28 protein-coding genes are annotated in these 26,472 nt (G+C 67.3%); 7 read left to right on the top strand and 21 right to left on the bottom strand.

The genetic code is table 11. From position 1 onward, the window contains the following. Window positions 1-8: 8 nt before the first annotated feature. The 8 genes from AC5P9C_RS05445 to grxD form a co-directional block, all read right to left on the bottom strand. Window positions 9-530, bottom strand: coding sequence for a pilus assembly PilX family protein (locus tag AC5P9C_RS05445; protein ID WP_343541677.1), 522 nt, complete (start codon window positions 528-530; stop codon window positions 9-11). A gap of 5 nt (window positions 531-535) precedes the next feature. Further along, window positions 536-1,693: a PilW family protein gene (locus AC5P9C_RS05440; RefSeq protein WP_053506820.1), complete on the bottom strand. Its 1,158-nt coding sequence runs from the start codon at window positions 1,691-1,693 to the stop codon at window positions 536-538. Between the two features lie 8 nt (window positions 1,694-1,701). After that, complete coding sequence (gene pilV, locus AC5P9C_RS05435; protein ID WP_057495216.1) at window positions 1,702-2,199, bottom strand: type IV pilus modification protein PilV; 498 nt, start codon at window positions 2,197-2,199, stop codon at window positions 1,702-1,704. Next, complete coding sequence (locus AC5P9C_RS05430) at window positions 2,196-2,711, bottom strand: pilus assembly FimT family protein (RefSeq protein ID WP_053463494.1); 516 nt, start codon at window positions 2,709-2,711, stop codon at window positions 2,196-2,198. Before AC5P9C_RS05430 ends, pilV begins: the two co-directional genes overlap by 4 nt. Window positions 2,712-2,872: 161 nt before the next feature. Further along, window positions 2,873-4,261, bottom strand: coding sequence for a nucleotide 5'-monophosphate nucleosidase PpnN (ppnN, locus tag AC5P9C_RS05425; protein WP_049467539.1), 1,389 nt, complete (start codon window positions 4,259-4,261; stop codon window positions 2,873-2,875). A gap of 253 nt (window positions 4,262-4,514) precedes the next feature. Beyond that, entirely contained in the window at window positions 4,515-7,718 is a 3,204-nt protein-coding gene (locus AC5P9C_RS05420) for a TonB-dependent receptor (RefSeq protein WP_229301983.1), read from the bottom strand. A gap of 232 nt (window positions 7,719-7,950) precedes the next feature. Next, window positions 7,951-8,727, bottom strand: coding sequence for an SDR family NAD(P)-dependent oxidoreductase (locus AC5P9C_RS05415; protein WP_343543070.1), 777 nt, complete (start codon window positions 8,725-8,727; stop codon window positions 7,951-7,953). Further along, a complete protein-coding gene (gene grxD, locus AC5P9C_RS05410; protein ID WP_049467533.1) occupies window positions 8,724-9,044 on the bottom strand; it encodes a Grx4 family monothiol glutaredoxin in 321 nt (106 codons plus the stop codon). The genes AC5P9C_RS05415 and grxD overlap by 4 nt, the downstream gene beginning before the upstream one ends. Before the next feature lie 121 nt (window positions 9,045-9,165). Here grxD and AC5P9C_RS05405 point away from each other — a divergent pair, with 121 nt between their 5' ends. Continuing rightward, on the top strand, window positions 9,166-9,744 hold the full coding sequence (locus AC5P9C_RS05405; RefSeq protein WP_074725984.1) for a superoxide dismutase: 579 nt from the start codon (window positions 9,166-9,168) through the stop codon (window positions 9,742-9,744). Between the two features lie 114 nt (window positions 9,745-9,858). On the opposite strand, the gene AC5P9C_RS05400 is transcribed toward AC5P9C_RS05405, so the two are convergent. From AC5P9C_RS05400 to purE, 3 genes are all read right to left on the bottom strand, one after another. Then, window positions 9,859-10,200 (bottom strand): carboxymuconolactone decarboxylase family protein, encoded by a 342-nt coding sequence (locus AC5P9C_RS05400; protein WP_049467531.1) that lies wholly within the window; start codon window positions 10,198-10,200, stop codon window positions 9,859-9,861. A gap of 111 nt (window positions 10,201-10,311) precedes the next feature. After that, on the bottom strand, window positions 10,312-11,460 hold the full coding sequence (locus tag AC5P9C_RS05395; RefSeq protein ID WP_150827282.1) for a 5-(carboxyamino)imidazole ribonucleotide synthase: 1,149 nt from the start codon (window positions 11,458-11,460) through the stop codon (window positions 10,312-10,314). Next, the gene (gene purE / locus AC5P9C_RS05390) at window positions 11,457-11,960 is read right to left on the bottom strand and encodes a 5-(carboxyamino)imidazole ribonucleotide mutase (RefSeq protein ID WP_005412808.1); all 504 of its coding nucleotides are present in this window, start codon (window positions 11,958-11,960) and stop codon (window positions 11,457-11,459) included. The genes AC5P9C_RS05395 and purE overlap by 4 nt, the downstream gene beginning before the upstream one ends. A gap of 58 nt (window positions 11,961-12,018) precedes the next feature. Between purE and AC5P9C_RS05385 the strand changes: the two genes are divergently transcribed. The 4 genes from AC5P9C_RS05385 to AC5P9C_RS05370 all read left to right on the top strand — a co-directional run bounded on the left by AC5P9C_RS05385 (window position 12,019) and on the right by AC5P9C_RS05370 (window position 14,671). Continuing rightward, complete coding sequence (locus AC5P9C_RS05385) at window positions 12,019-12,288, top strand: Trm112 family protein (protein ID WP_057495220.1); 270 nt, start codon at window positions 12,019-12,021, stop codon at window positions 12,286-12,288. After that, complete coding sequence (nadC, locus tag AC5P9C_RS05380) at window positions 12,285-13,136, top strand: carboxylating nicotinate-nucleotide diphosphorylase (RefSeq protein ID WP_343543269.1); 852 nt, start codon at window positions 12,285-12,287, stop codon at window positions 13,134-13,136. The genes AC5P9C_RS05385 and nadC overlap by 4 nt, the downstream gene beginning before the upstream one ends. Window positions 13,137-13,251: 115 nt before the next feature. After that, window positions 13,252-14,253, top strand: a complete 1,002-nt coding sequence (locus tag AC5P9C_RS05375; protein WP_154330359.1) for a DUF2272 domain-containing protein — start codon at window positions 13,252-13,254, stop codon at window positions 14,251-14,253. 67 nt (window positions 14,254-14,320) lie between these two features. Next, window positions 14,321-14,671: a DUF3301 domain-containing protein gene (locus AC5P9C_RS05370; protein WP_053494948.1), complete on the top strand. Its 351-nt coding sequence runs from the start codon at window positions 14,321-14,323 to the stop codon at window positions 14,669-14,671. 85 nt (window positions 14,672-14,756) lie between these two features. On the opposite strand, the gene AC5P9C_RS05365 is transcribed toward AC5P9C_RS05370, so the two are convergent. The 7 genes from AC5P9C_RS05365 to AC5P9C_RS05335 all read right to left on the bottom strand — a co-directional run bounded on the left by AC5P9C_RS05365 (window position 14,757) and on the right by AC5P9C_RS05335 (window position 20,830). Further along, the gene (locus AC5P9C_RS05365) at window positions 14,757-15,209 is read right to left on the bottom strand and encodes a ClpXP protease specificity-enhancing factor (protein ID WP_014646584.1); all 453 of its coding nucleotides are present in this window, start codon (window positions 15,207-15,209) and stop codon (window positions 14,757-14,759) included. A gap of 84 nt (window positions 15,210-15,293) precedes the next feature. Continuing rightward, on the bottom strand, window positions 15,294-15,929 hold the full coding sequence (locus AC5P9C_RS05360) for a glutathione S-transferase N-terminal domain-containing protein (RefSeq protein WP_021203577.1): 636 nt from the start codon (window positions 15,927-15,929) through the stop codon (window positions 15,294-15,296). 134 nt (window positions 15,930-16,063) lie between these two features. Beyond that, window positions 16,064-16,813 carry a cytochrome c1 gene (locus AC5P9C_RS05355; protein ID WP_343543263.1) on the bottom strand — a complete coding sequence of 250 codons (750 nt, stop codon included), beginning with the start codon at window positions 16,811-16,813 and terminating at the stop codon, window positions 16,064-16,066. Continuing rightward, the gene (locus tag AC5P9C_RS05350; RefSeq protein ID WP_049467520.1) at window positions 16,806-18,065 is read right to left on the bottom strand and encodes a cytochrome b; all 1,260 of its coding nucleotides are present in this window, start codon (window positions 18,063-18,065) and stop codon (window positions 16,806-16,808) included. Before AC5P9C_RS05350 ends, AC5P9C_RS05355 begins: the two co-directional genes overlap by 8 nt. Then, a complete protein-coding gene (petA, locus tag AC5P9C_RS05345; protein ID WP_004151998.1) occupies window positions 18,065-18,685 on the bottom strand; it encodes a ubiquinol-cytochrome c reductase iron-sulfur subunit in 621 nt (206 codons plus the stop codon). The genes AC5P9C_RS05350 and petA overlap by 1 nt, the downstream gene beginning before the upstream one ends. A 200-nt stretch (window positions 18,686-18,885) precedes the next feature. Next, window positions 18,886-19,815: a lytic transglycosylase domain-containing protein gene (locus AC5P9C_RS05340; protein ID WP_057495222.1), complete on the bottom strand. Its 930-nt coding sequence runs from the start codon at window positions 19,813-19,815 to the stop codon at window positions 18,886-18,888. 46 nt (window positions 19,816-19,861) lie between these two features. Continuing rightward, the gene (locus tag AC5P9C_RS05335; protein ID WP_049467516.1) at window positions 19,862-20,830 is read right to left on the bottom strand and encodes a helix-turn-helix transcriptional regulator; all 969 of its coding nucleotides are present in this window, start codon (window positions 20,828-20,830) and stop codon (window positions 19,862-19,864) included. A gap of 80 nt (window positions 20,831-20,910) precedes the next feature. Here AC5P9C_RS05335 and AC5P9C_RS05330 point away from each other — a divergent pair, with 80 nt between their 5' ends. Continuing rightward, entirely contained in the window at window positions 20,911-21,531 is a 621-nt protein-coding gene (locus tag AC5P9C_RS05330; protein WP_049467515.1) for a glutathione S-transferase family protein, read from the top strand. Between the two features lie 160 nt (window positions 21,532-21,691). Then, on the top strand, window positions 21,692-23,110 hold the full coding sequence (gene miaB / locus AC5P9C_RS05325) for a tRNA (N6-isopentenyl adenosine(37)-C2)-methylthiotransferase MiaB (protein WP_343543817.1): 1,419 nt from the start codon (window positions 21,692-21,694) through the stop codon (window positions 23,108-23,110). 50 nt (window positions 23,111-23,160) lie between these two features. Here the strand turns inward: miaB and AC5P9C_RS05320 are convergent, their stop codons facing one another. From AC5P9C_RS05320 to AC5P9C_RS05310, 3 genes are read right to left on the bottom strand one after another with little or no spacing between them, the layout of a single operon-like run. Beyond that, complete coding sequence (locus tag AC5P9C_RS05320) at window positions 23,161-24,273, bottom strand: ABC transporter permease (RefSeq protein WP_197638636.1); 1,113 nt, start codon at window positions 24,271-24,273, stop codon at window positions 23,161-23,163. Further along, window positions 24,270-25,193: an ABC transporter ATP-binding protein gene (locus AC5P9C_RS05315; protein ID WP_313288676.1), complete on the bottom strand. Its 924-nt coding sequence runs from the start codon at window positions 25,191-25,193 to the stop codon at window positions 24,270-24,272. Before AC5P9C_RS05315 ends, AC5P9C_RS05320 begins: the two co-directional genes overlap by 4 nt. A 20-nt stretch (window positions 25,194-25,213) precedes the next feature. Continuing rightward, entirely contained in the window at window positions 25,214-26,170 is a 957-nt protein-coding gene (locus tag AC5P9C_RS05310; protein ID WP_343541549.1) for an HlyD family secretion protein, read from the bottom strand. Window positions 26,171-26,472: the final 302 nt, after the last annotated feature.

The following is a 26,472-nucleotide window of genomic DNA, read 5'->3' as shown; positions in this document are numbered from 1 at the left end:
CCCCACCCTTACAGCTTGAATACGGTATCGATCGCCGCACGCGACGTCGCATCACTGGTGGTATCACCGGCATAGGTCGTGATCTGGTAGACCGGCGTCGGCTTTTCCACCGTCTTGCCCATGTCCAGTGCACCTTCGCCCTGGATGCACCCCTGGATCTCACGGACATAGATCGCCGGCTTGCTGCTCAGCTTGGTTTTCGCGACCCAGGCCGACGGGTCGAAGCCGTCGTCGCACTGCTGGTTGATGTCGGAGGAAACCACGGACGGATTGGCACCGGCATCCTTCCGGTTTGCGATGTTCTCCACCGCGTTCTCGGCGCTGCGGGCCGCGCCTTCGGCGTTCTGGAACGCCATGTTGGTCGCCCGGTAACCGGCTGCCATGCGCTCCTGCATGCCGGCCACCTGCATGCCGATCACGCCCAGTAGAGCCAGCAGCACCAGCATGATCAGCGCGACGTAGAGAACAGCACCCTGCTGCCGTGCCTGGGCAACGAAGGGGCGGCGCCTGGAGGAAGGATAAGTGCGCATGGTCGTCAGTTCCCGAACAAGCGGTTGCGCAGCGCAACGGACGCTTCATAGGCGCCACGGTGGCGCTGGTCGTAAGGATCGGCCGGAGCGAAACCCACTCCCAGGATGGCTGGATAAGTGGCCGCGCTGCCCGGTGCTTCGGCCGACGCACGCTGCGGACTGCGCGCCAGCAGGCCGACCTGCACCATGCCGACGCGTCGCCATTGCGCCGCGGCGGCAGCGTCGGTGCCGGTGCTCACCGCACTGGCCACGCGCTGGTCTACGATGCGCCCGGTCGGCGGCGTGGGCAGGGAGATGTTGGTGGTGGCATCCAGGCCGTACAGGAACTGCATGTTCTCGATGCCTTCCACCAGCTCCTCGCCGTCGGCATAGCCACCGGCGCCATTGGCACGTGCCCGGTAAAGCGCCGGCTCGCCATTGGGGTTGCTCGCGATGTAGTACGCCATGCCATCGGCGCGATACAGCATGGTCATTGCGTTGTTGATCGAATAGTTGCTCAGGTCGACCTTGTCGACCTTCACGGTCGAACCGCTGATGGTCGCCGGGAACACGTCCGCACGGGTGCAGTCGGCCACGCCGAAGACCGTCGGCGTGCCTGCGGCGTTGGCCTTCAGTCGGGCCATGCCATCACTGGAGACGGTCAGCGTGGTCGCGCCCGCGGCCACGGAGATGCCGGTCACCACGGCCCCTTCCGGACTCATCAGGCGCAACACCAGGATGTCGCTGCCCGGCAACGGTGCCGGCTTGAGATTGGCGATGCTCTTCGGAACCGACTGTGCCGCGCTCCACGCACGCCCCAGCGTCAGCGTGGTGCCCGGTGCAGTACCTGCAGCCTCGTAACCCTGCACCGGCACTGAGAAGTCCAGTGGGTCGCCACTGCCGGAGCTGATACCCAGGTGATAGCCGACATCGCCGGTGTTCTTGACCAGGTGCGCCTGGTCGTTGACGCAACCAAAATGGCCGGCCATGCGCAGGTCACGCTGCAGGAAATCCAGTGCGAAACGCGCGTTCTCCTGCGTGCGGGCCGCGCCTTCGGACAGGCGCGATGCCGCACGCGAAGCGATGAAGATCTGGGTGACGCCCAGCATCAGGACCAGGCCGATGACCATGGCAATCATCAGTTCGATCAGCGACAGGCCTCGGGCGCGCGAAATTGGACTCATGGGCATGTTCACAGGAAGGTCGTCAGGCCGAAGGTGGTGAGGCTGTCGGGGTCCTTCGGATCCCAGCGCTGGTCACCCCAGCTGATCGCCACGGTGACCTGACCGGTGCTCTGCACGAAGGTCACCTGTGCACTGGCCTTCTCGCCCAGCGTGCGCGCGACCTCGCACTGCCAGCGCGCCACGTTCGTCTTCGGTGTCACGGCGGCACCGGTCGGCCAGGCGCAGGCGCCGTTGGGCTTCACTGATCCGGCCGAGAACGAGGCCGAGGAATAGGCGCCTCCGGCCAGGGTGTCGGTGCGCTGCGCGCGCATCAGCTCGATCAGGTCATTGGCCAGGTTGGTGGCCTGCGTCCGGTAGTTCGCGCTCTGCACGAAGCGGACGTTGGTGGTCTGCAGCAGGGCGAAGCCCAGCAGCCCGAACGCCAGGATCAGCACCGCCACCATCACTTCGATCAGGCTGAAGCCGCCCTGCGAAGAACGTGGGCGGGCAAGGTTGCGGCGGCTCATGAGCAGGTTCCCTTGGTCACCCGGACCTGGCCGGATTGGTTGATCGTCAACGTGCTTTTCGATTCACCGGCCTTGCACGCATCCGGCGACAGCACCAGCGTCTGATCAGCAACAGCCCTGCGCCGGCCCCGCCCGTCGAAGGCGATGACCGCGCCCGGTGGGCCGACCACGCTCAGCTGCGGGTTGCCCTGCGAGAAGCGCAGCGCCACGTCATTGCCGCCCATCTGTCCGTCGCCGTCCAGGTCCGACCACGCCAGTACCCCCTTGGTCCAGTCGCCATCGCAGGCTTTGCCATCGGCACTGCCACAGACACCGCCACCGGTGCTGTTGCGGATGCCCTCGCTGCGGGCCAGGTTGGCCAGCGCGATCAGCTCGTTATTGGCGGTCGCCAGCCGGTTCGAGCGGATCATGTTGCGGAAGCTCGGATAGGCGATCGACGCCAGGACCACGAAGACAGCCAGCGTGACCATCAGTTCAACCAGCGTGAAGCCGTTTTGCCGGCGCAAAGACATTGGACGCTCCCCAGCGTGTTGGTGGCCACGATGGGCCATCGCCCCGCCACCGGCAAGCGGCGGCAGGATGAACGGTCAATCCGGGGCGACGGGCGTCAAAGGCTTGACGTCCACCCTCCCCCGACCGGTGCCGGCGCGATCCCCATCGCGCCGGCCCGGGTTCAGGCCAGCACCTGGTAGCAGGGCTGGTATTCGCCGGAGATCTTCATCCGGCGCTGCTCGACGAAGGCGCGCAGCAGCGCGTCCAGCGCCTGCATCATGTCCGGGTCACCGTGGATCTGGAACGGCCCGAACTGCTCGATGCGGCGCATGCCGTCCTCCTTCACGTTGCCGGCCACGATGCCCGAGAACGCCCGGCGCAGGTCGGCCGCCAGCGCGTGCGGCGCACGCCCGTGATGCAGGTCCAGCGCCGCCATTGCCTCGTGGGTCGGCACGAACGGCTGCTGGTACTCCCACGGAATCTCGATCGACCAGTTGAAGAAGAACGAGTCCTTCTGCGCCAGGCGGTGTTCGCGCACGCGCTTGATGCCACTGGCCATCTTCCTGGCCACGGCCACCGGGTCGCCGATGATGATCTCGTAGCGCTCGGCAGCCTCGTCGCCCAGCGTCAGGCGGATGAAGCGGTCGATCTGCTCGAAGTATGGCGCTGCCACGGTCGGGCCGGTCAGGATCAGCGGGAACGGCAGGTCCTTGTTCTCCTCGCGCAGCAGGATGCCGAGCAGGTACAGGATCTCTTCGGCCGTGCCGACGCCACCGGCGAACACGATGATGCCGTGGCCGATGCGGACGAAGGCCTCCAGGCGCTTCTCGATGTCCGGCATGATCACCAGATGGTTGACGATCGGGTTCGGCGACTCGGCCGCGATGATGCCCGGCTCGGTCAGGCCGATGTAGCGCGTGACGGTGCGGCGCTGCTTGGCATGGGCGATGGTCGCGCCCTTCATCGGGCCCTTCATCGCGCCCGGGCCGCAGCCGGTGCAGATGTCCAGGCCGCGCAGGCCCAGCTCGTAACCCACCTGCTTGGTGTACAGGTACTCGTCGCGCGAGATCGAGTGGCCGCCCCAGCACACCACCAGGTTCGGATCGCCCGGGTTGAGGATGCGCGCGTTGCGCAGCAGGCCGAACACCGCGTTGGTGATGCCCTCGGACGACTCCAGCTCGGCCGCGTAGGCCGGGCCCATCTCGATGGCCATGTAGGCCAGGTCGCGCACGACGGCGAACAGCAGTTCGGCGACACCGCGGATGATCTCACCGTCGACGAAGGCCATCGCCGGTGCGTTGACCAGGTCGATGCGCACGCCGCGATCCTGCTGCGCCACCTGGATGTCGAAATCAGGGTAGAGGTCGCGCGCCGCGCGCGGATCGTCCGAGGCGCTGCCGCTGGTCAGCACGGCCAGCGCGCAGCGGCGCAGCAGCTCATGCATGCCGCCGGCGGAGGCATCGCGCAGGCGTGCCACTTCGGCCCGCGACAGCACGTCCAGCCCACCGCGCGGGTAGATCCGCGCATCCTGCACCGGCAGCGCACGGGCTGATTTTTCGTTCGTGGTCATATCCAATTTTTCGCTTCCTTCAAGGTTTCCGACTGTACTGCCGCCCCCTTAAAAAGCAAAACGGCCGGGAAGCCCGACCGTTGGATGTGTGCTGCCCGCGTTCGCCTGTCCGGGACCGCCTGGGCGGCGTTGACGCCGCGCACATTTCTGGATGCTACGCCGTTGCCCGACACCCTGCAAGGACTTTCGCCTGAACGGAAAACGGCCGGGTTTCCCCGGCCGTTTCCGTTTACAGCAACGCTACGTCAGTGCATCAGAACTGGTAGCGGAAGCCCAGCTGCAACGACCACTGCGAGACACCGACGTCGAAGCCGTCTGCGTCGTTGTTGGCCACCGTCGGCAGGTCAGCGCCGCGGAAGTTGTAGACGTACTTGCCGTCCTTCATGCCCTGCAGGGTAGCCACGCGCGCATCGGCGAAGAAGCCGTAGTCGTAGATGTTGCCCCACTTCTTGTTGAGCATGTTGCCGACGTTCTGGATGTCCAGCCACACTTCCGACTTGTGACCCTTCATGAAGCCCGGCAGCTGCTGGCTGATGCGGATGTCGAAGGTGTTGATCCAGCCGGTACGGAACTGGTTGGCCGGAGCGTAGCCGCCTGCGTACTTGGCCAGCTGCGGGTTGGCCGCCAGCCATTCGTAGAACGACTTCTCCATTGCCGCATCCGGGGTGAAGGTGCTGCCCACCAGATTGCCGAACAGAACCTCGCCCGGGTTCGGCACGTAGAACAGGTCGTTTGCGGCACGGCCGTCGCCGTTGGCATCGTTCACGTACACGTAGCTGTACGGACGGCCGCTGCGGCCCTCGTACACCAGACCGACCTTGGTTTCGTAGTCGCCGAAGAACTTGTGCTTCCAGTTCAGCGAGCCCGACAGGCGGTCACGGATCTGGTAGCGCGAGGTGTTCTCGGTTTCGCTGTTGGCGTTGAAGGCGTACTGGTAGTTCCAACCCGAGCTTGCAGTGGAGCTGGTCAGCGAGCCCACTTCGGTAGCGTCGGTGTAGGTGTAACCGATGTTCCAGGACCAGTCACTGGCGTCCGACCACGGCTTGCTCAGCGACACGGTGAACTGCGAGGTGCGGCCCTTGTCGGTGTTGGCGATTTCGTAGACGGCGTCGTAGCCGCGGTTCCGCCCGAAGCGGGCATCGCTGTTGGTCCACAGGTTGCCGTTGCGCGACGCAGCGTAATAGAGCTCACGACCGTCCGGACCCAGCTGCTGCACCGGGCCCAGGTTCAGGTTCCTGTAGTACAGGGCATCCTTGACCTTGGTGACCAGCAGCTCGGCCGAAGCCACGATGCCGTACCACGGGGTCTCATGATCGAAGGCCAGGTTGGCCTTGTACACCGACGGCATCTTGAAGTCGCTGCCGACGAAGTTGACGTTCTGACGGTTCGAGCCCGGGGTGGTCGGGACCGGCTGGCTGTCCTTGTTCCCGTTGAACGGCAGCGTGCGATCGTAGGCAGTGTAGGCGTACACCGAATTGTTGAAGCCGGTGGCCGAGTAGCTGTTGCTCAGCCACACCTGCGGCGCATCACCCTGGAACAGGCCCACGCCGCCGCGCAGCTGGGTCGGACGCTCGCTGTCGAAGGTGTAGTTGAAACCGACGCGCGGCTGGATCAGGAACTTGTTGCTCAGCACCTCGCTGTTGTCGCGACCGAAGAAGGTCGAGGCTGCAGCGTTGTAGGTCGGGGCCGGGCTGGTGTCGGCACGGTCGGCACGCACGCCCAGGGTCAGGGTCAGGTTGTTGTTGACATACCAGGTGTCCTGCACGAACAGGGCCAGGTTGCTGTACTTGTAGTCAGCCGGAATCGAGCCCGGGGTGCGCTCCGGGTTGTAGTTGTAGCTGCTCCAGCGGCCAGCGGCGAAGTTGTCCAGGCCGTAGAAGGTGTAGGCACCCCACGAGTTGGCGCCGAAGTAGTTGTAGATGTCGTTGGTGTCGTACGAGGCGCCGAACTTGACGTCGTGGTCACCCAGGGTCCAGGTGGCGGCGGCGTAGTAGTTCCATGCCTTGGTCTCGAGGATGTTGTCCTGCGAATTGACCTCGGTACCCAGGTACAGCGAATCGCCCGACGGCGCAGCCTCGTTGCCGCCGAAGTAGATGCGGATGCTCGGCGCGCCGGTGGACACGTTGCGGATCGCCGAGTACTCGCGGTACGACGCCTTCAATTCGGTCGAGAAGTTCGGGGTCCAGTCACTGAACAGCTGGGCGACGTAGCTCTCGTTGGTCTTGTCATGCTGGTACCAGTACGAGCTCAGCGAGGCCGAACTGGTGGTCATGCCGTTGATGCGCAGCTTGCTCTGGTCGATCTTGCTGTAACGGATGTTGGCGCGGTGGTTCTCGCTGATGTTCCAGTCCAGCTTCAGCGCGTACTCTTCCATCTCCGTGTCGCCGTTGCTTTCCAGGCCACCGGCGTTGATGCCATAGCCCTGCGCGATCTGCTGCGCGCGGGTCACGTCGGCCAGGGTGAACTGCGGATTGGCCTTGCCCAGCGCGGTGCCGCTCAGGTCGGCGCCCGGGGCGGCCTGCTTGAACTTTTCGTAGTTGGCGAAGAAGAACAGCTTGTCCTTGACGATCGGGCCGCCCAGGGTCATGCCGTAGGTTTCTTCCTTGGTGAAGCCCTTGAACGGCTGGCCTTCCGGGTTGTCGCCGAACCAGTCGCCATCACGGTAGGTGCCGTACACCGAACCGTGGAATTCATTGGTACCGGACTTGGTCACCGCGTTGACGGTGGCGCCGGCGGCAGCAGCGATGCTGACGTCGTAGTTGGACAGGTTGATGTCCAGGGCTTCGATGGCTTCCATCGCGACCGGCTGGCGGCGGGTCGGCATGTTGTTGCCTTCCAGGCCGAAGGTGTCGCTGGCCGAGACGCCGTCGATGTTGATCGAGTTGAAGCGCGGGTTCTGGCCACCGGCCGAGATCGAGCCCGAGGCGCGATCGATGAAGGTCACGCGCGGATCCAGGCGCATCAGATCCTGGATGTTGCCGCCGATGGACGGCGCAACTTCGATCTGCTGCTGGCTGATGTTGGTGCCCGAGCCCATCTTGGTGGCGCTGAACACTTCCGAACCACCGCCGACAGCGGTGACCTGCACGGTGTCCAGGTTGGTCGCGGCGAGGTCGCCGGCCAAGGTGGCATTGATGGTGCCGGTCTGGTTCACGCCCAGGTAGACGCCGTCTTCGGTCTTGGTGCCTTCACCCGGCTTGGTGATGGTGATCGAGTACGGACCACCCACGCGCAGGCCGCGCGCGTTGTAGCGGCCGGCCGCATCGGTGGTCGCACGCGAAACGGTGCCCGACTCGGTGTGGGTGATGGTGACTTCAGCGCCGGCAACGGGCTGGCCGCTGCGGGACACGACCTGGCCGCCGACACCGGCAGAGGTGCTCTGGGCGAAGGCAGGGGCGGCGGCAAGTGCAGCCACGAGACCAAGGGTGAGCTTGGACATCCGGAGTGGGTGGGTCATTTTTCGGTAGCCTCGATGCGAGTTGGCGATGGCGGAAAAAAAGCGCATCCAAGCAGCCCTGCGGGTGGCTGATCGGAGAGTTATCTGGGGTTCCCTACCGCTCGGCTGAAGGCAGCCCTAACGGTTAACACTAGATTAACACGCTACGCCATCAATGTGACGGTTGTGCGACAAACGGCACCGGTTCGCAACGCAATCGTGACGGGTTCTTCACTCCGCCTTTCCACGGGACTCACTTTTCCCGGGGCATCCCACTGGCATCAAGAATCTGCCCGCGCCAGACGCTCCCGGCCCCGGACAACAGGGTCACCGCCGCTGCCGCTGCGGCTTCCGGGCCTTGCGCAGCCGGGTCCTGGTCGACGGAATAGGCACGTGCGCGCAGCGCCGTGCGCAGGGGGCCGGGGTACAGGCCGCTGACCCGGACGGGACTGCGGCCCAGTTCATCGTGCAGGCTGGCGATCAGGCCACGCAGGCCGTGCTGGGCCACGCCGTACCCTCCCCAGTAGGCCTGCCCCACCCGTTCAGGGGCATCGACCGCGAACACCAGGGCGGCATCCTCGCGCTGTCGCAGCAACGGCAGGCAGGCCTGGGCCAGCCAGGCCGGGGCCGTCAGGGTGACATGGACCGCGCGGGCGAAGCTGGCCGGGTCGGCCAGCTCGAACGGGGTCAGCCCCGGGAAATGCGCGGCGCAGACCAGCAGGCCGTCCAGCCGCCCCAGCTCGCGCTGCAGGGCCTGGGCCAGTTCGGCGTAGTCGTCGGGGCCGGCACCTTCCAGGTCCAGCGGGTACAGCAAGGGTTCCGGGCCGACCGCCTGGACCTGGGCATAGACCCGGTCCAACCGGCGCGGCTTGCGCCCCAGCAGGACCACGGTGGCCCCGGCGGCTGCGGCAGCAACCGCCGCGGCACTGCCCAGCCCGCCGCCGGCCCCGGCGACCAGCACCACGCGGTCCTGCAACGGGCGGCCATCGAACGCCCCGTCAGTCGGTGACGTCGACGGCCAGGCACTCATCCCTGGGTCGCCTCTTCGACGATGCGCTTGAGCTCGCCGGATTCAAACAGTTCCATGACGATGTCGCAGCCGCCGATCAGCTCACCGTTGATGAACAGCTGCGGGAAGGTCGGCAGGTTGGAGAAGCGCGGCAGGTTGGCACGGATCTCCGGTTCCTCGAGCACGTTGACGGTGCGCAGGGCGACAGCGCCGGCCGCCATCAGCGCCTGCACGGCGCGACTGGAAAAGCCGCACATCGGGTACTGCGGGGTGCCTTTCATGAATAGCACGAGCGGGTAACGATCGACCTCGGCCTGGATTTGCTGCATCACCGCCACAACCACACTCCTTGCTTCGCCGGACAACCCGACCGCGATGGTCGGCTAGACTGCCCACGGTAGCCGCCATTGTAAGCGGATGGAACAGGCTGCCGTCGTCCCCCTGGCCACGAACCTGTCCATGCCCGTCGAATTGCCTGCCCTGCCCTACCTCTCCGGCTCCCTGCAGCCGCACCTGTCCGCGCAGACCGTGGAGCTGCATCACGGCCGCCACCACCGCGCCTATGTCGACGCGGTCAATGCCGGCACCCTCGGCACCGAGTGGGAGGAAGCGTCACTGGAAGAGATCGTGCGCCATGCCCAGGGCGCTCTGTTCGATGCGGCCGCCCAGGCCTGGAACCATGGCTTCTACTGGCAGTGCCTGCGCCCGCGCGGCGGCGGCGAGCCGCAGGGCCGGCTGGGCGAGCTGGTCAAGCGCCAGTTCGGCGACGTACAGCGCCTGCGCGAGGAGTTCAACCGCACGGCGCTGGGCCTGTTCGGCTCGGGCTGGGTGTGGCTGGTGCAGCACCCCGGTGGCCAGCTGGGCATCCAGGCCACGCGCAATGCCGGCACGCCACTGACCGGCGAAAGCACCCCGCTGCTGTGCTGCGATGTCTGGGAGCACGCCTACTACACCGATTACCAGAATGATCGCGCGCGCTACCTGGACGGGTTCTGGCAGCTGGTCAACTGGGAATTCGCCGAGAGCCAGCTGCGCTGAGGCAGCGGCTCGGTCACCGGGTAGTGCCGGCCGCTGGCCGGCAACCCACTGGACGTACAAGGATGCCGGGGTTGCCGGCCAGCGGCCGGCACTACCGAAATGCAGAGCGGAGCGTCACGCGCTCTCGTGCGCGGCCACCGCATCCATCACCCGCGCCGAGTACACCAGCGCGGCGCCGGCGTTGAGCGACACCGCCACGCCCAGTGCTTCGGCGATTTCCTCGCGGCTGGCGCCCTGCTTCAGCGCTGCGTCCACATGCACGGTGATGCAGCCGTCGCAGCGGGTGGTCACCGCCACCGCCAGCGCGATCAGCTCGCGGGTCTTGGCATCAAGGTGGTTGGTCTGGGCGCCGGCGTTGGCCAGGGTGGCGTAGCCCTTGATCGTGTCGGGCGAGAGCTTGCCGATCTCGCCGATACGACCCTTCAGTTCCTTGCGGTAGGCATTCCAGTCGAGCATGGTCGTGACTCCTGTAAAGGAGCTCCCACGCTACCACCGGAAATGTTGCGCCAATGCCTGCACCGGCGCGCCACATCGTTGCATTGCCGGCCAGCGGCCGGCACTACCGGCTCAGCGGTTGCGCAGCGCGTGCACCGCAGGTGCGACCTGGGCCTGACGGTCCAGCTCCAGGCCAACCTGCTCCAGCGCATCGGCCAAGGCCACGGCATCATCGTCGCGCAGCGTGGCGTGGCCGACCTTGCGGCCCTCACGCGGCTGCTTGCCGTAATCGTGCCAATGGCCGCTGGCCTGGGCCAGTACCGGTGCCGGGTCGGGCATCTCGCCCAGCCAGTTCAGCATGCAGGCATGGCCGAGCATGCGGGTGCTGCCCAGCGGCAGGCCCAGCACGGCACGCAGGTGGTTCTCGAACTGCGAGGTCTCGCTGCCTTCGATGGTCCAGTGGCCGGAGTTGTGCACGCGCGGCGCCATCTCGTTGGCCAACAGCTCGCCATCGCGGCAGAACAGCTCCAGCGCGAACACGCCGACGTACTGCAGGTGCTCGGCGACACGGCGCGCGTAGCCGATGGCCGCCTGCTGCTCGGCGTCGGACAGCACCGCCGGCGCCACGCTGGCCGACAGCACGCCATCGACATGCCAGTTGCCGGTGATCGGCCAGGCCTCGAAGCTGCCATCGCGGCCACGCACGGCCACCACGCTGACCTCGCGCTGGAAGGCGACGAAGCCCTCCAGGATCAGCCCGGTGCGCTCGACCTGCGCGCCCAGCGCCTCCCAGGCGGCGTCGACGTCGGCCTCGCTGCGCAGGCGGAACTGGCCCTTGCCGTCGTAGCCCAGACGGCGGGTCTTGAGGATGCACGGCAGGCCGAATTCAGCGGCCTTCGCCGCCAGCTCGTCGCGGCTGCGGATGTCGGCGAAGGCCGGCAGCGGAATGCCCAGCTGCTGGAACAGGGTCTTCTCGCTCAACCGGTCCTGGGCCACCGCCAGCGCAGCCGGCGGCGGGTAGACCGGCACGCGGCCGGCCAGGAACTGCGCACTGTCGGCGGGCACGTTCTCGAAATCGAAGGTGACCACGTCGACCTTGGCGGCGAAGTCCGCCAGCGCCTGGCGGTCATCGAAGGCACCGACGGTGAGCGGCGCCAGTGGGCCGCTGCAGGCGTCGGCTGCCGGGTCGTACAGTTCGAAACGCAGCCCCAGCGGCGCACCGGCCAGGACCATCATGCGGGCGAGCTGGCCGCCGCCCAGGATGCCGACGGTCAGGCTCATTGGCGCGGATCGTCGTGGGCCATCACGTCTTCGGTCTGGCGTGCACGGAAGGCGTCCAGCGCCTGGCCGATCGCCGGCTGGTCGCTGGCCAGCATCGCCGCCGCGAACAGCGCCGCGTTGGAGGCGCCGGCATTGCCGATGGCGAAGGTGGCGACCGGAATGCCGGCCGGCATCTGCACGATCGACAGCAGCGAGTCCATGCCGTTGAGGGCCTTGGACTGCACCGGCACGCCCAGCACCGGCACGGCGGTCTTGGCCGCGATCATGCCCGGCAGGTGCGCGGCCCCGCCGGCACCGGCGATGATCGCGCGCAGGCCACGCGGGCCCGCCTGCTCGGCGTAACTGAACAACACATCCGGGGTCCGATGCGCGGACACCACCTTCACTTCGAACGGAACACCCAGGGCTTCAAGCTTCTGGGCGGCGTGCTGCATGGTTTCCCAGTCGGAACGGGAACCCATGACGATGCCGACAAGCGGCGCGATCGGGTTGGGGGTCATTGGCCGTCACCTGCCTTAAAGACGTATTCTAGCCATCTTCCACGCAAGACGAAGAACCATGGATCGCAAGCTGCTCGACCTGCTGGTGTCGCCGGACACCCGCCAGCCCCTGTCCCTGCTGGATGGCAAGGGCCTGGAAGCCCTCAACAAGGCCATCTCCGCCGGCGCGGTGAACAAGGCCGATGGCAACCCGCTGGCGCAGCCGCTGCGCGAAGCGCTGGTCACCCGTGACCGCAAGCAGGTGTTCCGCGTCGACGACGGCATCCCGGTGCTGCTGGCCGAGGAAGCCATCCCGACGTCCCAGATCGCCGACTTCCCGGCCGCATGAGCACGCTGCCGACGCCGGATGCGGCCCTGGTCGCCGCCGCTGTCGCGCGTGCACTGGCCGAGGACCTGGGCAGCGGCGACGTCACCGCTGCCCTGCTGCCCGACCAGGCTGACAGCGCCTACCTGCTGTGCAAGCAGGACGCGGTGATCGCCGGGCGGCCCTGGTTCGACGCCACCCATCGCGCGCTCGACCCCGAGGTGCGCATTGAATGGCACATCGCCGAAGGCGATGCCGTCACCGCCGGCACCGTGCTGGCGCTGCTGCACGGGCGCAGCCGCAGCCTGGTCAGCGCTGAGCGCACCTCGCTCAATTTCCTGCAGACGTTGTCCGGCACCGCCACGACCACCGCCCGTTACGTGGCGGCGGTGGCCGGTACCGGCACGCGCATCCTCGACACCCGCAAGACCCTGCCCGGCCTGCGCCTCGCGCAGAAGTACGCGGTGCGCTGCGGCGGTGGCGAGAATCATCGCTTCGGCCTGTACGACACGGTGATGCTGAAGGAGAACCACATCCGTGCCGCCGGTTCGCTGGCCGCGGCGGTGGCCGCCGCACGTCGTGAGTGGCCTGCGCTGCCGCTGGTGGTCGAGGTCGAAGACCTGGCGCAGCTGCGCCAGGCCCTTGAAGCCGGGTGCGAACGCATCCTGCTGGACGACTTCAGCCCCGACCTGCGCCGCGAAGCCGTACGCATCACTGCCGGCCGCATTCCACTGGAAGTCTCCGGCAGCGTCGGCCTGGGCGGCCTGCGCTCGATCGCCGAGGATGGCGTCGACTGCATCTCCATCGGCGGCCTGACCAAGCACGTGCAGGCGATCGACCTGTCGTTGAAGCTGGGCCCGCCACCGGGCTGAGGCCTGGCGCGGGGTCCGATCCCTTTTCCATCGGAAAAGGGATCGGACCGCGTTCTCACACCCGGCGTTCACGACAGCGCTGCGACGCTGCGGACATCCCCCACAGGAGCCGCGCATGCCCCGGATGCTCTTGCCTGCCTGTCTGCTGCTGGCTGCAGCGCCCCTGTCCGCAGCGGCCGCCGAAGCCTGCGATGTGCCGCCCCGCTTCGGCCTGAGTCCGTTGGCGGTGGCCATCCGCAATACTGCCTGCAATGAACACCGGCTCTGGTTCCGGCCTTTCATCGATCGTGATGGCCGTGCGGCGAGTCTCAGTGTCACCGAGGCCGAGAACGAACACCTGGCCGACAACGGACTGATCGCCTGGCAGCGCGTGGCCGGCTACTGGCGCAACAGCGGCACGCTCAACGCCATGGGCAGCATCGCCGGCGCCAGCAGCTGCCTGGCACCGCTGGGCACGCGCTACACCGACAGTGACTGCCGCGCGTTCCTGGTCGACAACCCGTGGTCGGCCGCCTTCATTTCGTGGGTGATGGTGCGCGCCGGTGTGCCCGGCTTCAATACCTCGCCACGCCATATCGACTACATCCGCGCCGCGTACCAGGGCGGCCCCTCGGGCGTGCCGTACAGGCTGGTCGACCCGGCCACGGCCAAACCCGCGCCCGGTGACCTGCTGTGCTTCCTGCGCGACCGCAGCAGCACGCTCAGTTACAGCGGATTGGTGCAGGCGCTGGGCAACGGTTCGGTGGGCCACTGGAAATCACATTGCGAAGTGGTGGTGGCCGCCAACCTCGGCGGCGACCAGACCCTGTACCTGGTCGGTGGCAACGTGATGAACACCGTGGCGATGCGGTTGCTGCCGCTGGATCGTACCGGGCTGATCAAGTTGCCGCCGGCGCGCGAACGCAACAGCACCGGCATTGACCCCAGCTGCACCCCGGGGCGTGAGGACGAATGCAGTTTCAACCGCCAGGACTGGGCGGCCCTGCTGCAGCTGACCGCGACCACGCCCTTGGCGATGCCTTCGCCCAGCACAGCACCGATGCAGGCAGTGCCGGCCACGGTGCCGGCCACCGCACCCCCATCACCGATGACCGACCCGCAGCCGCCAAGGCGGTGACACAGGCGCTTGATCCAGCACGCATTCGCCGCCATCTTTGCCGGATCCACCTCTGACGGCTGACGCCATGCCCACCCTGCTGCTGTTGCTGATTGCCGGCGGAATCATCTACTTCTTCTGGAACGCCGCGCGCTCGGCCGCCGAGCGCGCGGTGGAACTGGGCCGCAATGCCTGCCGCGCCGCCAACGTGCAGTGGCTGGATCAGGCGGTGCACGCCACCGGGTTGCGGCTGTCGCGCGGCGAGGATGGCCGGCTCGGCTTCGAGCGCACCTTCAAGTTCGAGTATTCCTACGATGGCATCGACCGCCACGTGGGACGCATGGTGCTGCGTGGCGACCAGTTGATCTCGTTCACCGGCCCAGGCGCGGCGCGGATCAGCCAGATCCGGCCGGATGTGGAGGATGCCGAGGATGTCTAGGGTTTAAGAATGTGCCGACCAACGGCAGGCACCCACCGCAAACGGGCAAAGAAAAACGCCGCCCATCGGGGCGGCGTCGGAAGGGTTACTTGACCACGCGCAGGTTCGGGCGGCCCTTCGGCGGCGGGCTGGCCGGCGGCGTATCGTCCGGTGGCGTGCCGTCCTCATGCAGCAGCTCGTCGCTGGTCGGCGCGGTTTCGCTGCCCGGGATGTCATCCGGCAGCGCCATGCCCTGCCCGGTCTCGCGGGCGTAGACGGCCAGCACGGCGCTGATCGGCACCTGCACCGGGTAGCTGGTACCGGAGAAGCGCGCCGAGAAGCTGACCATCTCGTTGTCGATCATCAGCCGCACGACAGCACGTTCGGCGATGTTGAGCACGACCCGGCCATCCTTGACCGCCGAAGGCGGGACCTGCACGCCGGGAACGCCGGCGTCGACCAGGATGTGCGGGGTCAGCTGGTTGTCGTTGATCCATTCCACCAGCGCCCGCAGCAGGTACGGGCGGTGGCTGGTCATGTGGAAGAAGTCTTCGGTCATGCGTGAAGTGTACGCGCCCGGCGGCCTGCCGGGGCGGATCGCCTGCACGCCGGTCGGCGTGCAGACGGGTACTGCATGGGCCGGTCAGGCCGGCAGGTCGCGCAGTTTCTTTTCCTGCTCGGTCAGGCTGCGGACGAAACCGGGGTGGCGGAAGATGCGGTTGCCGTAGTCCTCGATCGCCTTGCCATCCTTCGGCAGCGGAACATCCAGCGACTGCAGGCGCCAGATGATCGGGGCCATGGCGCAGTCGGCCAGGCTCATTTCCGGGTTGAGGAAGAACTTGCTGGCCTTGAACAGCGGCAGCGAGGCCGTCAGCAGTTCCTTCAGGCGCTTGCGACCGGCCTCGGCCTGGGTCTTGTTGCCCAGCTGGATGGCCTGCACCTGCGGCACCCAGTCGTGCTCGATGCGCAGCATCGCCAGGCGGATGCGCGCACGGGACAGCGGATCGACCGGCATCAGCGGCGGATGCGGATAGCGCTCGTCCAGGTATTCGCTGACCACCGAGGCGGCGTACAGCACCAGTTCGCGCTCGACCAGGGTCGGCACGGAATGGTACGGATTGAGATCGATCAGGTCTTCAGGCGGGTTCTGCGGATCGACCGGGACAAAGTCGAAGGTGACCCCCTTGGCCGCCAGGACCAGGCGTACACGGTGGCACAGTACGTCGTCGTTCGAGGAAAACAGCGTCAGTGTATTGCGCATGCGTACGCTCGCCGCCATCAAAGGCTCTCCCACGACAGGAGACCGCCTGCCGCATCGGCGCCGCCGGCACCGTGCCGGCGGTCGACTCCTCCCCGAGTGTGCAACCGACCATCACAAAAGCCAATAGGCCCGTGCGATGGCCAGCGGCAGAATCAGTGGACGTCCTTCCAGTATTCCTTCTTCAGCAGGTACAGCAGGAAAGTCAGCAGGGCCAGGAACAGGATCACCCACACGCCCAGCTGCTGGCGCTTGAGCGCGGCCGGTTCACCGGCGTATTCGAGGAAGTTGGTGATGTCCCGCACGGCCTGATCGTACTGGCCGGCATCGACCGACCCGGGCGTTTCGATTTTCAGGCCGGTCACCGGCGGGTCCATGCCGGGCGCTTCCGCCTTGCCGTGCACCGCATGCTGCAGGCCCTGCATCTCCCACAGCGGGTTGGGCATGGAGGCATTGGCGAACAGCGCGTTGTTCCAGCCCAGCGGGCGGCTGCTGTCCAGGTAGAACGACTTGAGATAGGTGTAGACCCAGTCACTGCCCCGCACGCGCGAGATCAGGCTGAGATCGGGCGGCATCTTGCCGAACCACTTCTCCGCGTTCTCCTTCGGCATCGCCACCGGGATCGGGTCGCCGATCGCCGAGCCGGTGAAGTTGAGGTTGTTCATCACCTCTTCCTCGGTCAGGCCCAGGTCCTGCGCCATCCGCGAATAGCGCAGGTACTTCAGTGCGTGGCAGCCGGAGCAGTAGTTCATGTACAGCTGCGCGCCGCGCTGCAGCGAGGCGCGGTCACCCGGGTCGTTGCCGGCCTGCAGCAGCGGGGTGCCGCCCTCGGCGGCGGAGGCCAGGAAACTGCCCAGCATCAGGGTGGCCGCCAGGGCCAGCCGGACCATCCAGCGCTCAGTCATGCGTGGTCACCCTCTCCGGTACCGGCTTGGTCTTGTCCAGCCTTGTCCATAGCGGCATGGTGATGAAGAACGCGAAGTACAGGAAGGTCAGCACCCGCCCGATGTAGGTCTCGTGCACGTCGGTACCCGGGCCGGAACCAATCACGCCCAGCCACACGAAGCACACGGCCAGCACGCCCAGCATCACCTTCGAGATCCAGCCGCGGTAGCGCACCGATTTCACCTTCGCCTTGTCCAGCCACGGCACCAGGAACAGGATCGCGATGGCCGAGAACATCACCAGCACGCCGCCCAGCTTGTTCGGCACCACGCGCAACATCGCGTAGTACGGCGTGTAGTACCAGACCGGCTTGATGTGTTCCGGGGTCACCAGGCGGTTGGCCTCGGTGAAGTTGTCGTGCTCCAGGAACAGGCCGCCGAAACCGGGGGCGAAGAAGATGATGAAGGCAGCGATGATCAGCAGGAAGCCGGCGCCGACGCCATCCTTGAGCGTGTAGTAGGGATGGAACGGGATGCCATCGGCCGGTGCATTCGGCGACCAGCGGTTGCCCTTGGGCCCCTTCTTGATCTCAACGCCATCGGGGTTGTTCGACCCCACTTCGTGCAGCGCGCCCAGGTGCAGCACCACCAGCAACAGCAGCACCAGCGGCAACGCGATGACGTGCAGCGCGAAGAAGCGGTTGAGCGTAGCGTCACTGGGCAGGTAGTCGCCCATGATCCATTCGGTCAGGCCGTTGCCGATCACCGGTATCGCGCCGAACAGCGAGATGATCACCTTGGCGCCCCAGAACGACATCTGTCCCCACGGCAGCACGTAGCCCATGAAGGCTTCGGCCATCAGCACCAGGTAGATCAGCATGCCGAGGATCCACACCAGCTCGCGCGGCTTCTGGTAACTGCCGTACAGCAGGCCGCGGAACATGTGCAGGTAGACCACGATGAAGAACAGCGAGGCACCGGTGGAATGCATGTAGCGGATCAGCCAGCCCCACTCCACATCACGCATGATGTATTCGATGGAGCCGAACGCCTCGGCGGCGTTGGTCTTGTAGTGCATCGTCAGGAAGATGCCGGTGACGATCTGGTTGACCAGCACCAGCAGCGCCAGCGAACCGAAGTAGTACCAGAGGTTGAAGTTCTTCGGCGCGTAGTACTCGCTGACGTGCTTGCGGTAGACCGGCATCAGGCCCGGCGCGCGGGCATTGACCCAGTCGGCCACGCCGCTGGCGGTACGGCTGAGGATATTGGCCATCAGGCAGCCCCCTGCGGATCGACACCGATGATGATGGTGTTGTCGTCCTGGTAGTGGTGCGCGGGCACCTTCAGGTTGATCGGCGCCGGCACGTCCTTGAAGACGCGGCCGGACATGTCGAAGCGCGACTTGTGGCAGGGGCAGAAGTAGCCGCCCTTCCACTGCGGGTCATAGGGCTCGGGCCGGATCTCGGCGACCATTTCCGGCGAGCAGCCCAGGTGCGTGCACAGGCCGACCAGCACGGAGATGTCCGGCTTGATCGAGCGCAGCTCGGGGTTCTGCTTCAGCACGTAGTCCGGCTGCTGGTCCTTTTCGCCGGACTCGGGGTCCTTGAGGCGGCCGTCCAGCCCGTGCAGCGCATCCAGGATCGCCTTGGACCGCTTGACGATCCAGATCGGCTGGCCACGCCATTCCACGATCAGGCGTTGGCCTTCCTGCAGGGCGCTGATGTCGGCTACCACCGGTGCGCCGGCAAGCTTGGCGCGGGCACTGGGGTTCCAGGATTTGATGAAAGGAACGGCGGTGAAGCCGACGCCGACGGCGCCCACCACGGCTGTGGTGGCAGAAAGAAAACGCCGACGTCCGGTGTTGACTGGATCGTGTACCCCATCGTTGGCCATCCGGCACTCCGATATTGATTAGGTAGCTTTAAGGCTGCCAGCGGATCCGGTGGGGGCCAGAGCCGCATTGAATCGCGGTCGAGTGTAGCGGAACCGTCGCGCGCCACACAACGCATTGCAACAACATTGATTGCGGGGTTGCCGGCCAGCGGCCGGTCGGTACCGGCCATTGCCCAGGGGTTGCCGGCCAGCGGCCGGCACTACTGGTGCGTCAATGCGGAGCGGTAACGCTCGGCCAGTTGCCCGACCCGGCGTACGTAGTACTGGGTTTCGCTGTAGGGCGGCACGCCGCCGTGGCGGTCGACCGCGCCTTCGCCAGCGTTGTAGCCGGCTGCGGCCAGGGTCAGGTCGCCATTGAAGCGCTTCAGCAACCACGCAAGATACTGCACGCCGCCGCGGATGTTCTGTCCGGCGTCGTAAGCATCGCTGACCCCGAAGCGCGCGGCGGTCGGCGGCATCAGCTGCATCAGCCCCTGCGCGCCGGCGCGGCTGAGCGCGGTCGGGTTGTAGGCCGATTCGGCGTGGATGATGGCCCGCACCACCGCCTCCTCCACGCCGAACTCGCGTGCGGCCGAGGTGATCTCGGTCTGGAACGCGGTGGTGTTCAGGCGCACCGAACCGAAGTCCACGCGCGGGTTGACGCCGCAGGCGTAGCAGCGCTCGATGAAACTGTAGCGGATGGTGCGCACCGGACCGAGGTTGGCCACCTGGGTAGGCCGTGCGCTGGTGTAGTGGCGCACGCCATCTTTCATGAAGGAATAGACCTGGCCGCTGACCATGCGCCCGCTGCGCGAGGCGACCGGGGGCGCTGGCACGGCCGCAGGCGCCGGTGCAGGCGAGGCCGCGGGCGCCACGACCGGGGCCGCCGCACTGGCGGCCACGGCCACCGGATTGCGCTCGATGCTGGCCACGGTGGTCGGCGCCGGCTTCGGCGCGGCCACCACCGGGCGCGGTGCCGGGCGGGTGTCGCGACTGTAGCTGATGGTGCTGCAGCGGGCACCGGCCACGCGCTTGCTGACATAGCTGGTGACCCCGTCGGCGCCCTGGCACTTGAACAGGGTGCCCGCACTGGCCGGCGCAGCGGTCAGCGCAGCGATGATGATCGCCGTTGTCCCCAGTATCCCCTTCATGGCGGCGAGTGTCCCAGCTTCGCCGGGGCTTGCCAAGCGACGCCGCTCAGCCTGTGACCGGCGGCACAGCCAGCACCTGCCCCAATCCGGCCAGGCGCTGTGCCAGTTCATCGCGCAGGCCCGGCGGCGTCGTCCACAACGCTACCGGCACCCGGTCCAGGCTGAGGATCTGCGCCAGCATCATGCCGCGGCTCTCGGCGCCCATGCGCAGCAGGCAGTGGTCGGGACCGTCGGCCTCCAGCACGCCACACCAGGGCGGGATGCGGCCTTCCAGCTCAGCGTGGCTGCCGGCCAGGCGCACGATGGCCTGCAGCGCGAAGGGCGCCTGGCTGACCGCCTGCCGCACCATCACATCCGGCGGTGCGGGCGTGCGGCGATGCATGCCCGGCGCGGAGCATTCGCGCACCGCGCCCATCCGGTCCACGCGCAGGGTGCGCCAGTCCTGCCGGCCCAGGTCCCAGGCCAGCAGGTACCAGCGCCGCCCGTAGTTGACCAGGTGCTGCGCCTCGACCTCGCGCTGGGTCACCGCCTCCTGCGCGCTGCGGTATTCGAAGGCCAGCCGTGACGCCTGCCGGCAGTGCTGGGCCAGCCGCCCGAGCAGGCGTGCATCGGTGGACGGAAGATCGGACAGGGTGGCGGTGGCGGCATGCACCTCGCCGGCCTGCTGGCGGCGACGGGTCGGCACCAGCGGGTCGAGCTTGGACAACAGGCCACGGGCGGTGTCGTCGATGCCGGCGACGGTCGCGGACGCGGCACGCAGGGCGATCGCCAGGGTGGTCGCCTCCTCCTCGTCCAGCAGCATCGGCAGTACCGGTGCCCCTGCCCCCAGCTGGTAGCCGCCACCGACCCCCGACGAGGCCCGGACCGGATAGCCCAGTTCGCGCAGCCGCTCGATGTCACGCCGGATGCTGCGCCGGTCCACGCCCATGCGCTCGGCCAGCTCGGCCCCTGACCACTGGCGGCGGGCCTGCAGCAGGGCGATCAGGCGCAGCAGTCGATGGGCGGTATGGCGCATGAAGGATCGAGGACAGAAGTCGTCCGCAATAGTGCCCCAGGATGGCCTCCAGTTCACCACCCACCGCAAGGAGCAATGCCATGTCCTCACGCCAGATCACCCTGTACCACGCCGCCCGTTCCCGCTCGAGCGGTGCCGTGGCCCTGCTCGAAGCGCTGGGTGCCGACTACCGCATGCAGGTGCTGGACCTGAAGGCCGGCGCCAACCTGGCCCCGGCCTATCTGGCCATCAACCCGATGGGCAAGGTGCCGGCCATCGTCCACAACGGCGCGCTGGTGACCGAACAGGTGGCCATTTATCTGTACCTGGCCGACCTGTATCCGGAAGCCGGGCTGGCGCCGCCGATCGGCGACGCCCTGCGCGGGCCCTACCTGCGCTGGATGGCCTTCTATGGCGCCTGTTTCGAGCCGGCGATGATCGACAAGGCGATGCATCGCGAGCCGCCACCGCGCCTGATGTCGCCGTACAACGATGCGGAGACCGTGCTGCAGGTGGTCGAGGCCCAGCTGGCGCAGGGCCCGTACCTGCTCGGCGAGACGATGAGCGCCGCCGACGTGCTGTGGGGCAATGCGCTGGCCTGGACCACGGCCTTCGGCTTGGTACAGCCGGCGCCGGCCACGGCCGATTACATTGCACGGATGAGCGCGATGACCGCCTTCGACCGTTCGCGGCAGATCGATGCGGAGCTGGCGGCGGCGTAAGCGCGGTTGCAGTAGATCCGCGCCATGCGTGGATGAACCCGTTCGCGGCGCCTGCGGTACGGAATGCAGCCAGGCATGGCCTGGCTCTACCGGGCCGGCGCACGCGCCGGGATGCGGGTAGAATTGCCCGCTTTCCCGCCACCCGAATGGATTAAGCGCCATGACCGGGACGCCAGACGTCTTTCCGCCCGCCACGCCGGACGGTACCTCGCTCGTTGCCCTGCCCGCTGGTCCGCGCAAGCCCGACCAGGTCAAGGGCAAGCTGTACATCAAGACCCACGGTTGCCAGATGAACGAGTACGACTCGGCCAAGATGGCCGACGTGCTTGCCGCCAGCGATGGCCTGGAACTGACCGACCGCCCGGACGACGCCGACGTCATCCTGGTCAACACCTGCTCCATCCGCGAGAAGGCGCAGGAGAAGGTGTTCAGCCAGCTGGGCGTGTGGAAGAGCCTGAAGAACAAGGGCCGCGAAGTCATCATCGGCGTCGGCGGCTGCGTCGCCTCGCAGGAAGGCGAAGCGATCATCAAGCGCGCGCCGTTCGTGGACCTGGTGTTCGGCCCGCAGACCCTGCATCGCCTGCCGGAGCTGATCCGTGCACGTCGCGAGCAGAAGCGCCCGCAGGTCGACATCAGCTTCCCCGAGATCGAGAAGTTCGATCGCCTGCCCGAGCCGCGCGCCGAAGGTCCCTCGGCATTCGTGTCGATCATGGAAGGCTGTTCCAAGTACTGTTCGTTCTGCGTGGTGCCCTACACCCGCGGCACCGAAGTCAGCCGCCCGTTCGAGGACGTGGTGGTGGAAGTGGCGCAGCTGGCCGCACAGGGCGTGCGCGAGATCAACCTGCTCGGGCAGAACGTCAACGCATATCGCGGGCCCTATGGTGACGGTGAGTTCGCCGACCTCGGCCTGCTGATCCGTACCATCGCCGAGATCGATGGGGTCGGCCGCATCCGCTTCACCACCTCGCACCCGCTGGAGTTCAGCGACTCGCTGATCGACGCGTTCCGCGACGTCCCGCAGCTGGCCAACTTCCTGCACCTGCCGGTGCAGGCCGGCAGCGACCGCGTGCTGTCGGCGATGAAGCGCGGGTACACCGCGCTGGAATTCAAGTCGAAGATCCGCAAGCTGCGCGCGGTGCGCCCGGACATCTCGATCAGCTCGGACTTCATCGTCGGCTTCCCCGGCGAGACCGACGCCGATTTCGAGAAGACCATGAAGCTGATCGAGGACATCGGCTTCGACCACAGTTTCTCGTTCATCTATTCGCGGCGCCCGGGCACGCCGGCCGCGGACCTGGAGGACACGATCAGCGATGCCGAAAAGCACGCGCGCCTGTCGCGCCTGCAGGAGCGCATCAACGCCCATGCCGCCGGCATCTCCGAGAAGATGGTCGGCACCGTGCAGGCCGTGCTGGTGGAGGGGCCGTCGCGCAAGAATCCGAACGAGCTGACCGGCAAGACCGAGAACATGCGGTCGGTGAATTTCCCGGCGCCTGCGCGGTTGATCGGCCAGTTCGTGGATGTGCTGATCACCGAGGCGCTGACCAACTCGCTGCGCGGGCGCGTGGTGGCCGAATAAGGCCCCGGTGAAGGGGGTCGGAGCCCCTGCGGGGATCCGACCCCCTGCCTTCAATCCAGGCGCTTGCGGAAACGCAGGATCGCCAGGGTCATCATCACCCCGATGAAGGCCAGTAGCGCCAGTGCATCCGGCCACAGCTCCCACAACGGGGCGCCGCGCAGCATGATGCCGCGCACCAGGCGCAGGAAGTGGGTCAGCGGCAGCACTTCGGCCAGCCACTGCACCGGCCGCGGCATGCCCGCGAACGGGAACATGAAGCCCGACAGCAGGATCGACGGCAGGAACAGGAACAAGGTCATCTGCATGGCCTGGAACTGCGAGCGCGCGCGCGTGGAGATCAACAGCCCCAGCGCCAGGTTGGCCAGCACCAGCAGTACCGCGGCCAGATAGATGTCCAGCAGGCTGCCGCGAATGGGCACTTGGAACAGCCAGGTGCCCAGCACCAGCACCAGCGTGGTCTGCAGCAGGCCGATGGCTGCATAGGGCAGCACCTTGCCGACCATCAGTTCGCTGCGTGACACCGGCGTGGCGATCAGCAGCTCCATGTTGCCGCGCTCGCGTTCACGCACCACCGCCACCGCGGTGAACATCACCAGGGTCATGGTCAGGATCACCCCGATCAGGCCCGGCACGATGTTCACCGCCGAACGCCGCTGCGGGTTGTAGAAGCTGGTCACGCTGATTGGACCACTGGCGATGCTGCCTTCGCGCAGTGGCCGCGTGTTGCTGGTCGGGCGCGTGTCCAGCGGCACCTGCGCCAGCTGGATCGCCGCGCTCTGCACCACGGTGTCGCTGCCATCGACCAGCACCTGCACTGCTTCGCGACCGTCGAAGCGGCGACGCTCGAAGTCGGCCGGCACCACGATGCCGACACTGATCTCGCCGCGGCGCAGCGCCTGCATCAGCTGGTCCGGTGTGTAGGCCTCGCTGCGCGGCGTGATCACGCCGGTGGCCACCATGTCCTGCACCAGCGCGCGCGAAGCGGCGCTGTTGGACTGGTCGGCGACACCCGCATCCAGGTGGCGCAGGTTGAGGTTGATCGCATACCCGAACAGCAGCAGCTGCATCACCGGGATGCCGACGATCATCGCCAGCGTGATGCGGTCGCGGCGCAGCTGCCGCAGCTCCTTGAGCATGATCGCCCACAGCCGGCGCAGGTTCATGCCGCCGGCTCCCGGCCGCGACCACGGGTGGCCGCCACGAACACGTCTTCCAGGTTCGGCGCCACCGTCTCGATGCGGGCCTGCGGGTCAGCGTTGGCCAGCGCACGGCCCAGCACCGCGATGTCCGCCGCTCCCTCATTGCACAGCACGCGCAGATGGGTACCGATCTGCGCCACGCTGAGCACACCGGGCAGATCGGCCAGTGCGCGGCTGGCCAGGCGCGGCTGCGACGCGGTGACCTGCAGCGTGCGCCCTTGCAACCGCGCGCACAGCTCAGCCGGCGTGCCATCGGCCACCAGCGCGCCGCGATCCAGGATCGCCAGCCGGTGGCAGCGCTCGGCTTCGTCCATGTAATGGGTCGACACCAGCACCGTGGTGCCGGCGTCGGCCAGTTCGAACAGGGCCTCCCAGAAATCGCGGCGCGATTCCGGATCGACCGCGCTGGTCGGCTCGTCCAGGAACAGCAGCTCGGGCGAATGCACCACCGCACCGGCCAAGGCCAGGCGCTGCTTCTGGCCACCGCTGAGGGTACCGGCCAGCTGGGGCTGACGGTCGTGCAACCGGTACTGCTGCAGCAGCGCCTCCACCCGCTGCCGGGCCTGCACGCGCGACAGATCCTGGATCGCAGCGAGGAACTCCAGGTTTTCGCGCACCGACAGGTCTTCGTACAACGAGAAGCGCTGGGTCATGTAGCCGATCCGGCGGCGCAGTGCTTCCGCCTGCTCCGGCACGGACAGGCCCAGCACCTCGATCCGCCCAGCACTCGGCTCCAGCAGCCCGCACAGCATGCGGATGGTGGTCGACTTTCCGGATCCGTTCGGCCCCAGGAAGCCGTACACCTGCCCGCGCGGCACGCTCAGGTCGACGTTGTCCACGGCCAGCAGGTCACCGAAGCGGCGGGTCAGGCCCCGCGCGTGCACCGCGATGTCGCCGCCGGTGTTCAGAAGCGCACCTGGACCGGCACCCCGGCCGGAAGCGCCTGCATGTCGGCGGCTGCATCCACCTGGATCTCGGCGAGGTAGCTCAGGCGCTCGACGTCATCGCCAGTCAATGCGTAGTAGGGGGTGAATGAAGGCTCGCTGCGGATCGCGCGCACGTGCCCCTGCAGTACGGTACTGCCCCCTTCCAGCTGTATCTGCGCGGCCTGCCCGACCTTGACCTGCAGCCGCAGCGGCTGCGGCAGGTAGACGCGCGCATGGGGGCGCTCGCCCACCAGCATCACCACCAGCGGCGCACCGACCGGCGCCTGGTCCCCCTGCCGGTAGGGCAAGGCATCGACCACGCCATCACGCGGCGCGCGCAGCTGCAGCTTCTGCAGGTTGACCCCCTGCAGCACCTGCTGCGCCTGCGCAGCATCTGCGGTCGCCTGGCCCTGGGCGATGTCCTGCGCGCGGCTGCCGTGCACCCGCTCCAGCCATGCCTGCTCGGCAGCCCGTACGCTGGCCTCGGCATTGCCGGCGGCGGCGCGTGCGCGGTCCAGTTCGGCAGCGGCGATCAGGCGCTGGCGTGCCAGCGGCTGCACCCGACGGTAGTACGCGCTGGCCTCGGCGGACTGCGCTCGCAGCGCGGCCAGCTGCGCCTGGGCCTGCGCGATCTGTTCCTGGCGCGGGCCGATCCTCAGTTCTTCCAGCTGCGCCTGCGCGCGCGCCGTGTCGGCCTGTGCTGCGGCGAACTGCGCACCGCCGCGGGCGGAATCGAGCTGCATCAGCACGGCCCCGGCCTTGACCTGCTGGCCCTCGCGCACCTCCACCGAGGAGATCACCTCGGCCGCCGGCGCAGGCACCGTGATCCGGTCCCATTCCAGCGTACCCAGTGCAACCGACGGCGCCTGGCCGCACCCGGCCAGCAGGCCGAGGCCCGCCAGTCCGGCGCCACGCATCCGCTTGCCGATGCCCATGCCATCCCCTCCCGCGACAGCGCCACGGTGCCATGCCGCCCGTGCACCCGCAATGATCCCGATCAGCCTTGACGGTTTTTTCACCACGCAGCGCCAGGCCTCGTGCCACAAGGCTCGGCCCCATCTATCCACAGGTTCGTTGCACCGCCGTCCACATCGCATGTGGAAAACCCGCTGGCGCCTGGCCATATTTTCACCACGACATCATCTCCCTTGTGGCACAAGCGCTGCGAAGGACTATCCACAGCTTTCCGCAGCCGCGGTCCACACCGGGTGTGGAAAACCGCGTGGTGCCACACTGT

This window comes from Stenotrophomonas sp. YJH_SMC_10 (assembly GCF_059371555.1).
The sequence above is the reverse complement of the archived record's forward strand: the minus strand, read 5'-3'. Positions and strand labels throughout refer to the sequence as shown.

Excerpts from the sequence above, each read along its gene's own strand:
- AC5P9C_RS05445 (WP_343541677.1), bottom strand. The coding sequence starts at position 530 with ATGCGCACTTATCCTTCCTCCAGGCGCCGCCCCTTCGTTGCCCAGGCA.
- AC5P9C_RS05440 (WP_053506820.1), bottom strand. The coding sequence starts at position 1,693 with ATGAGTCCAATTTCGCGCGCCCGAGGCCTGTCGCTGATCGAACTGATG.
- pilV (WP_057495216.1), bottom strand. The coding sequence starts at position 2,199 with ATGAGCCGCCGCAACCTTGCCCGCCCACGTTCTTCGCAGGGCGGCTTC.
- AC5P9C_RS05430 (WP_053463494.1), bottom strand. The coding sequence starts at position 2,711 with ATGTCTTTGCGCCGGCAAAACGGCTTCACGCTGGTTGAACTGATGGTC.
- ppnN (WP_049467539.1), bottom strand. The coding sequence starts at position 4,261 with ATGACCACGAACGAAAAATCAGCCCGTGCGCTGCCGGTGCAGGATGCG.
- AC5P9C_RS05420 (WP_229301983.1), bottom strand. The coding sequence starts at position 7,718 with ATGACCCACCCACTCCGGATGTCCAAGCTCACCCTTGGTCTCGTGGCT.
- AC5P9C_RS05415 (WP_343543070.1), bottom strand. The coding sequence starts at position 8,727 with ATGAGTGCCTGGCCGTCGACGTCACCGACTGACGGGGCGTTCGATGGC.
- AC5P9C_RS05405 (WP_074725984.1), top strand. The coding sequence starts at position 9,166 with ATGCCCGTCGAATTGCCTGCCCTGCCCTACCTCTCCGGCTCCCTGCAG.
- AC5P9C_RS05400 (WP_049467531.1), bottom strand. The coding sequence starts at position 10,200 with ATGCTCGACTGGAATGCCTACCGCAAGGAACTGAAGGGTCGTATCGGC.
- AC5P9C_RS05395 (WP_150827282.1), bottom strand. The coding sequence starts at position 11,460 with ATGAGCCTGACCGTCGGCATCCTGGGCGGCGGCCAGCTCGCCCGCATG.
- purE (WP_005412808.1), bottom strand. The coding sequence starts at position 11,960 with ATGACCCCCAACCCGATCGCGCCGCTTGTCGGCATCGTCATGGGTTCC.
- AC5P9C_RS05385 (WP_057495220.1), top strand. The coding sequence starts at position 12,019 with ATGGATCGCAAGCTGCTCGACCTGCTGGTGTCGCCGGACACCCGCCAG.
- nadC (WP_343543269.1), top strand. The coding sequence starts at position 12,285 with ATGAGCACGCTGCCGACGCCGGATGCGGCCCTGGTCGCCGCCGCTGTC.
- AC5P9C_RS05375 (WP_154330359.1), top strand. The coding sequence starts at position 13,252 with ATGCCCCGGATGCTCTTGCCTGCCTGTCTGCTGCTGGCTGCAGCGCCC.
- AC5P9C_RS05370 (WP_053494948.1), top strand. The coding sequence starts at position 14,321 with ATGCCCACCCTGCTGCTGTTGCTGATTGCCGGCGGAATCATCTACTTC.
- AC5P9C_RS05365 (WP_014646584.1), bottom strand. The coding sequence starts at position 15,209 with ATGACCGAAGACTTCTTCCACATGACCAGCCACCGCCCGTACCTGCTG.
- AC5P9C_RS05360 (WP_021203577.1), bottom strand. The coding sequence starts at position 15,929 with ATGGCGGCGAGCGTACGCATGCGCAATACACTGACGCTGTTTTCCTCG.
- AC5P9C_RS05355 (WP_343543263.1), bottom strand. The coding sequence starts at position 16,813 with ATGACTGAGCGCTGGATGGTCCGGCTGGCCCTGGCGGCCACCCTGATG.
- AC5P9C_RS05350 (WP_049467520.1), bottom strand. The coding sequence starts at position 18,065 with ATGGCCAATATCCTCAGCCGTACCGCCAGCGGCGTGGCCGACTGGGTC.
- petA (WP_004151998.1), bottom strand. The coding sequence starts at position 18,685 with ATGGCCAACGATGGGGTACACGATCCAGTCAACACCGGACGTCGGCGT.
- AC5P9C_RS05340 (WP_057495222.1), bottom strand. The coding sequence starts at position 19,815 with ATGAAGGGGATACTGGGGACAACGGCGATCATCATCGCTGCGCTGACC.
- AC5P9C_RS05335 (WP_049467516.1), bottom strand. The coding sequence starts at position 20,830 with ATGCGCCATACCGCCCATCGACTGCTGCGCCTGATCGCCCTGCTGCAG.
- AC5P9C_RS05330 (WP_049467515.1), top strand. The coding sequence starts at position 20,911 with ATGTCCTCACGCCAGATCACCCTGTACCACGCCGCCCGTTCCCGCTCG.
- miaB (WP_343543817.1), top strand. The coding sequence starts at position 21,692 with ATGACCGGGACGCCAGACGTCTTTCCGCCCGCCACGCCGGACGGTACC.
- AC5P9C_RS05320 (WP_197638636.1), bottom strand. The coding sequence starts at position 24,273 with ATGAACCTGCGCCGGCTGTGGGCGATCATGCTCAAGGAGCTGCGGCAG.
- AC5P9C_RS05310 (WP_343541549.1), bottom strand. The coding sequence starts at position 26,170 with ATGGGCATCGGCAAGCGGATGCGTGGCGCCGGACTGGCGGGCCTCGGC.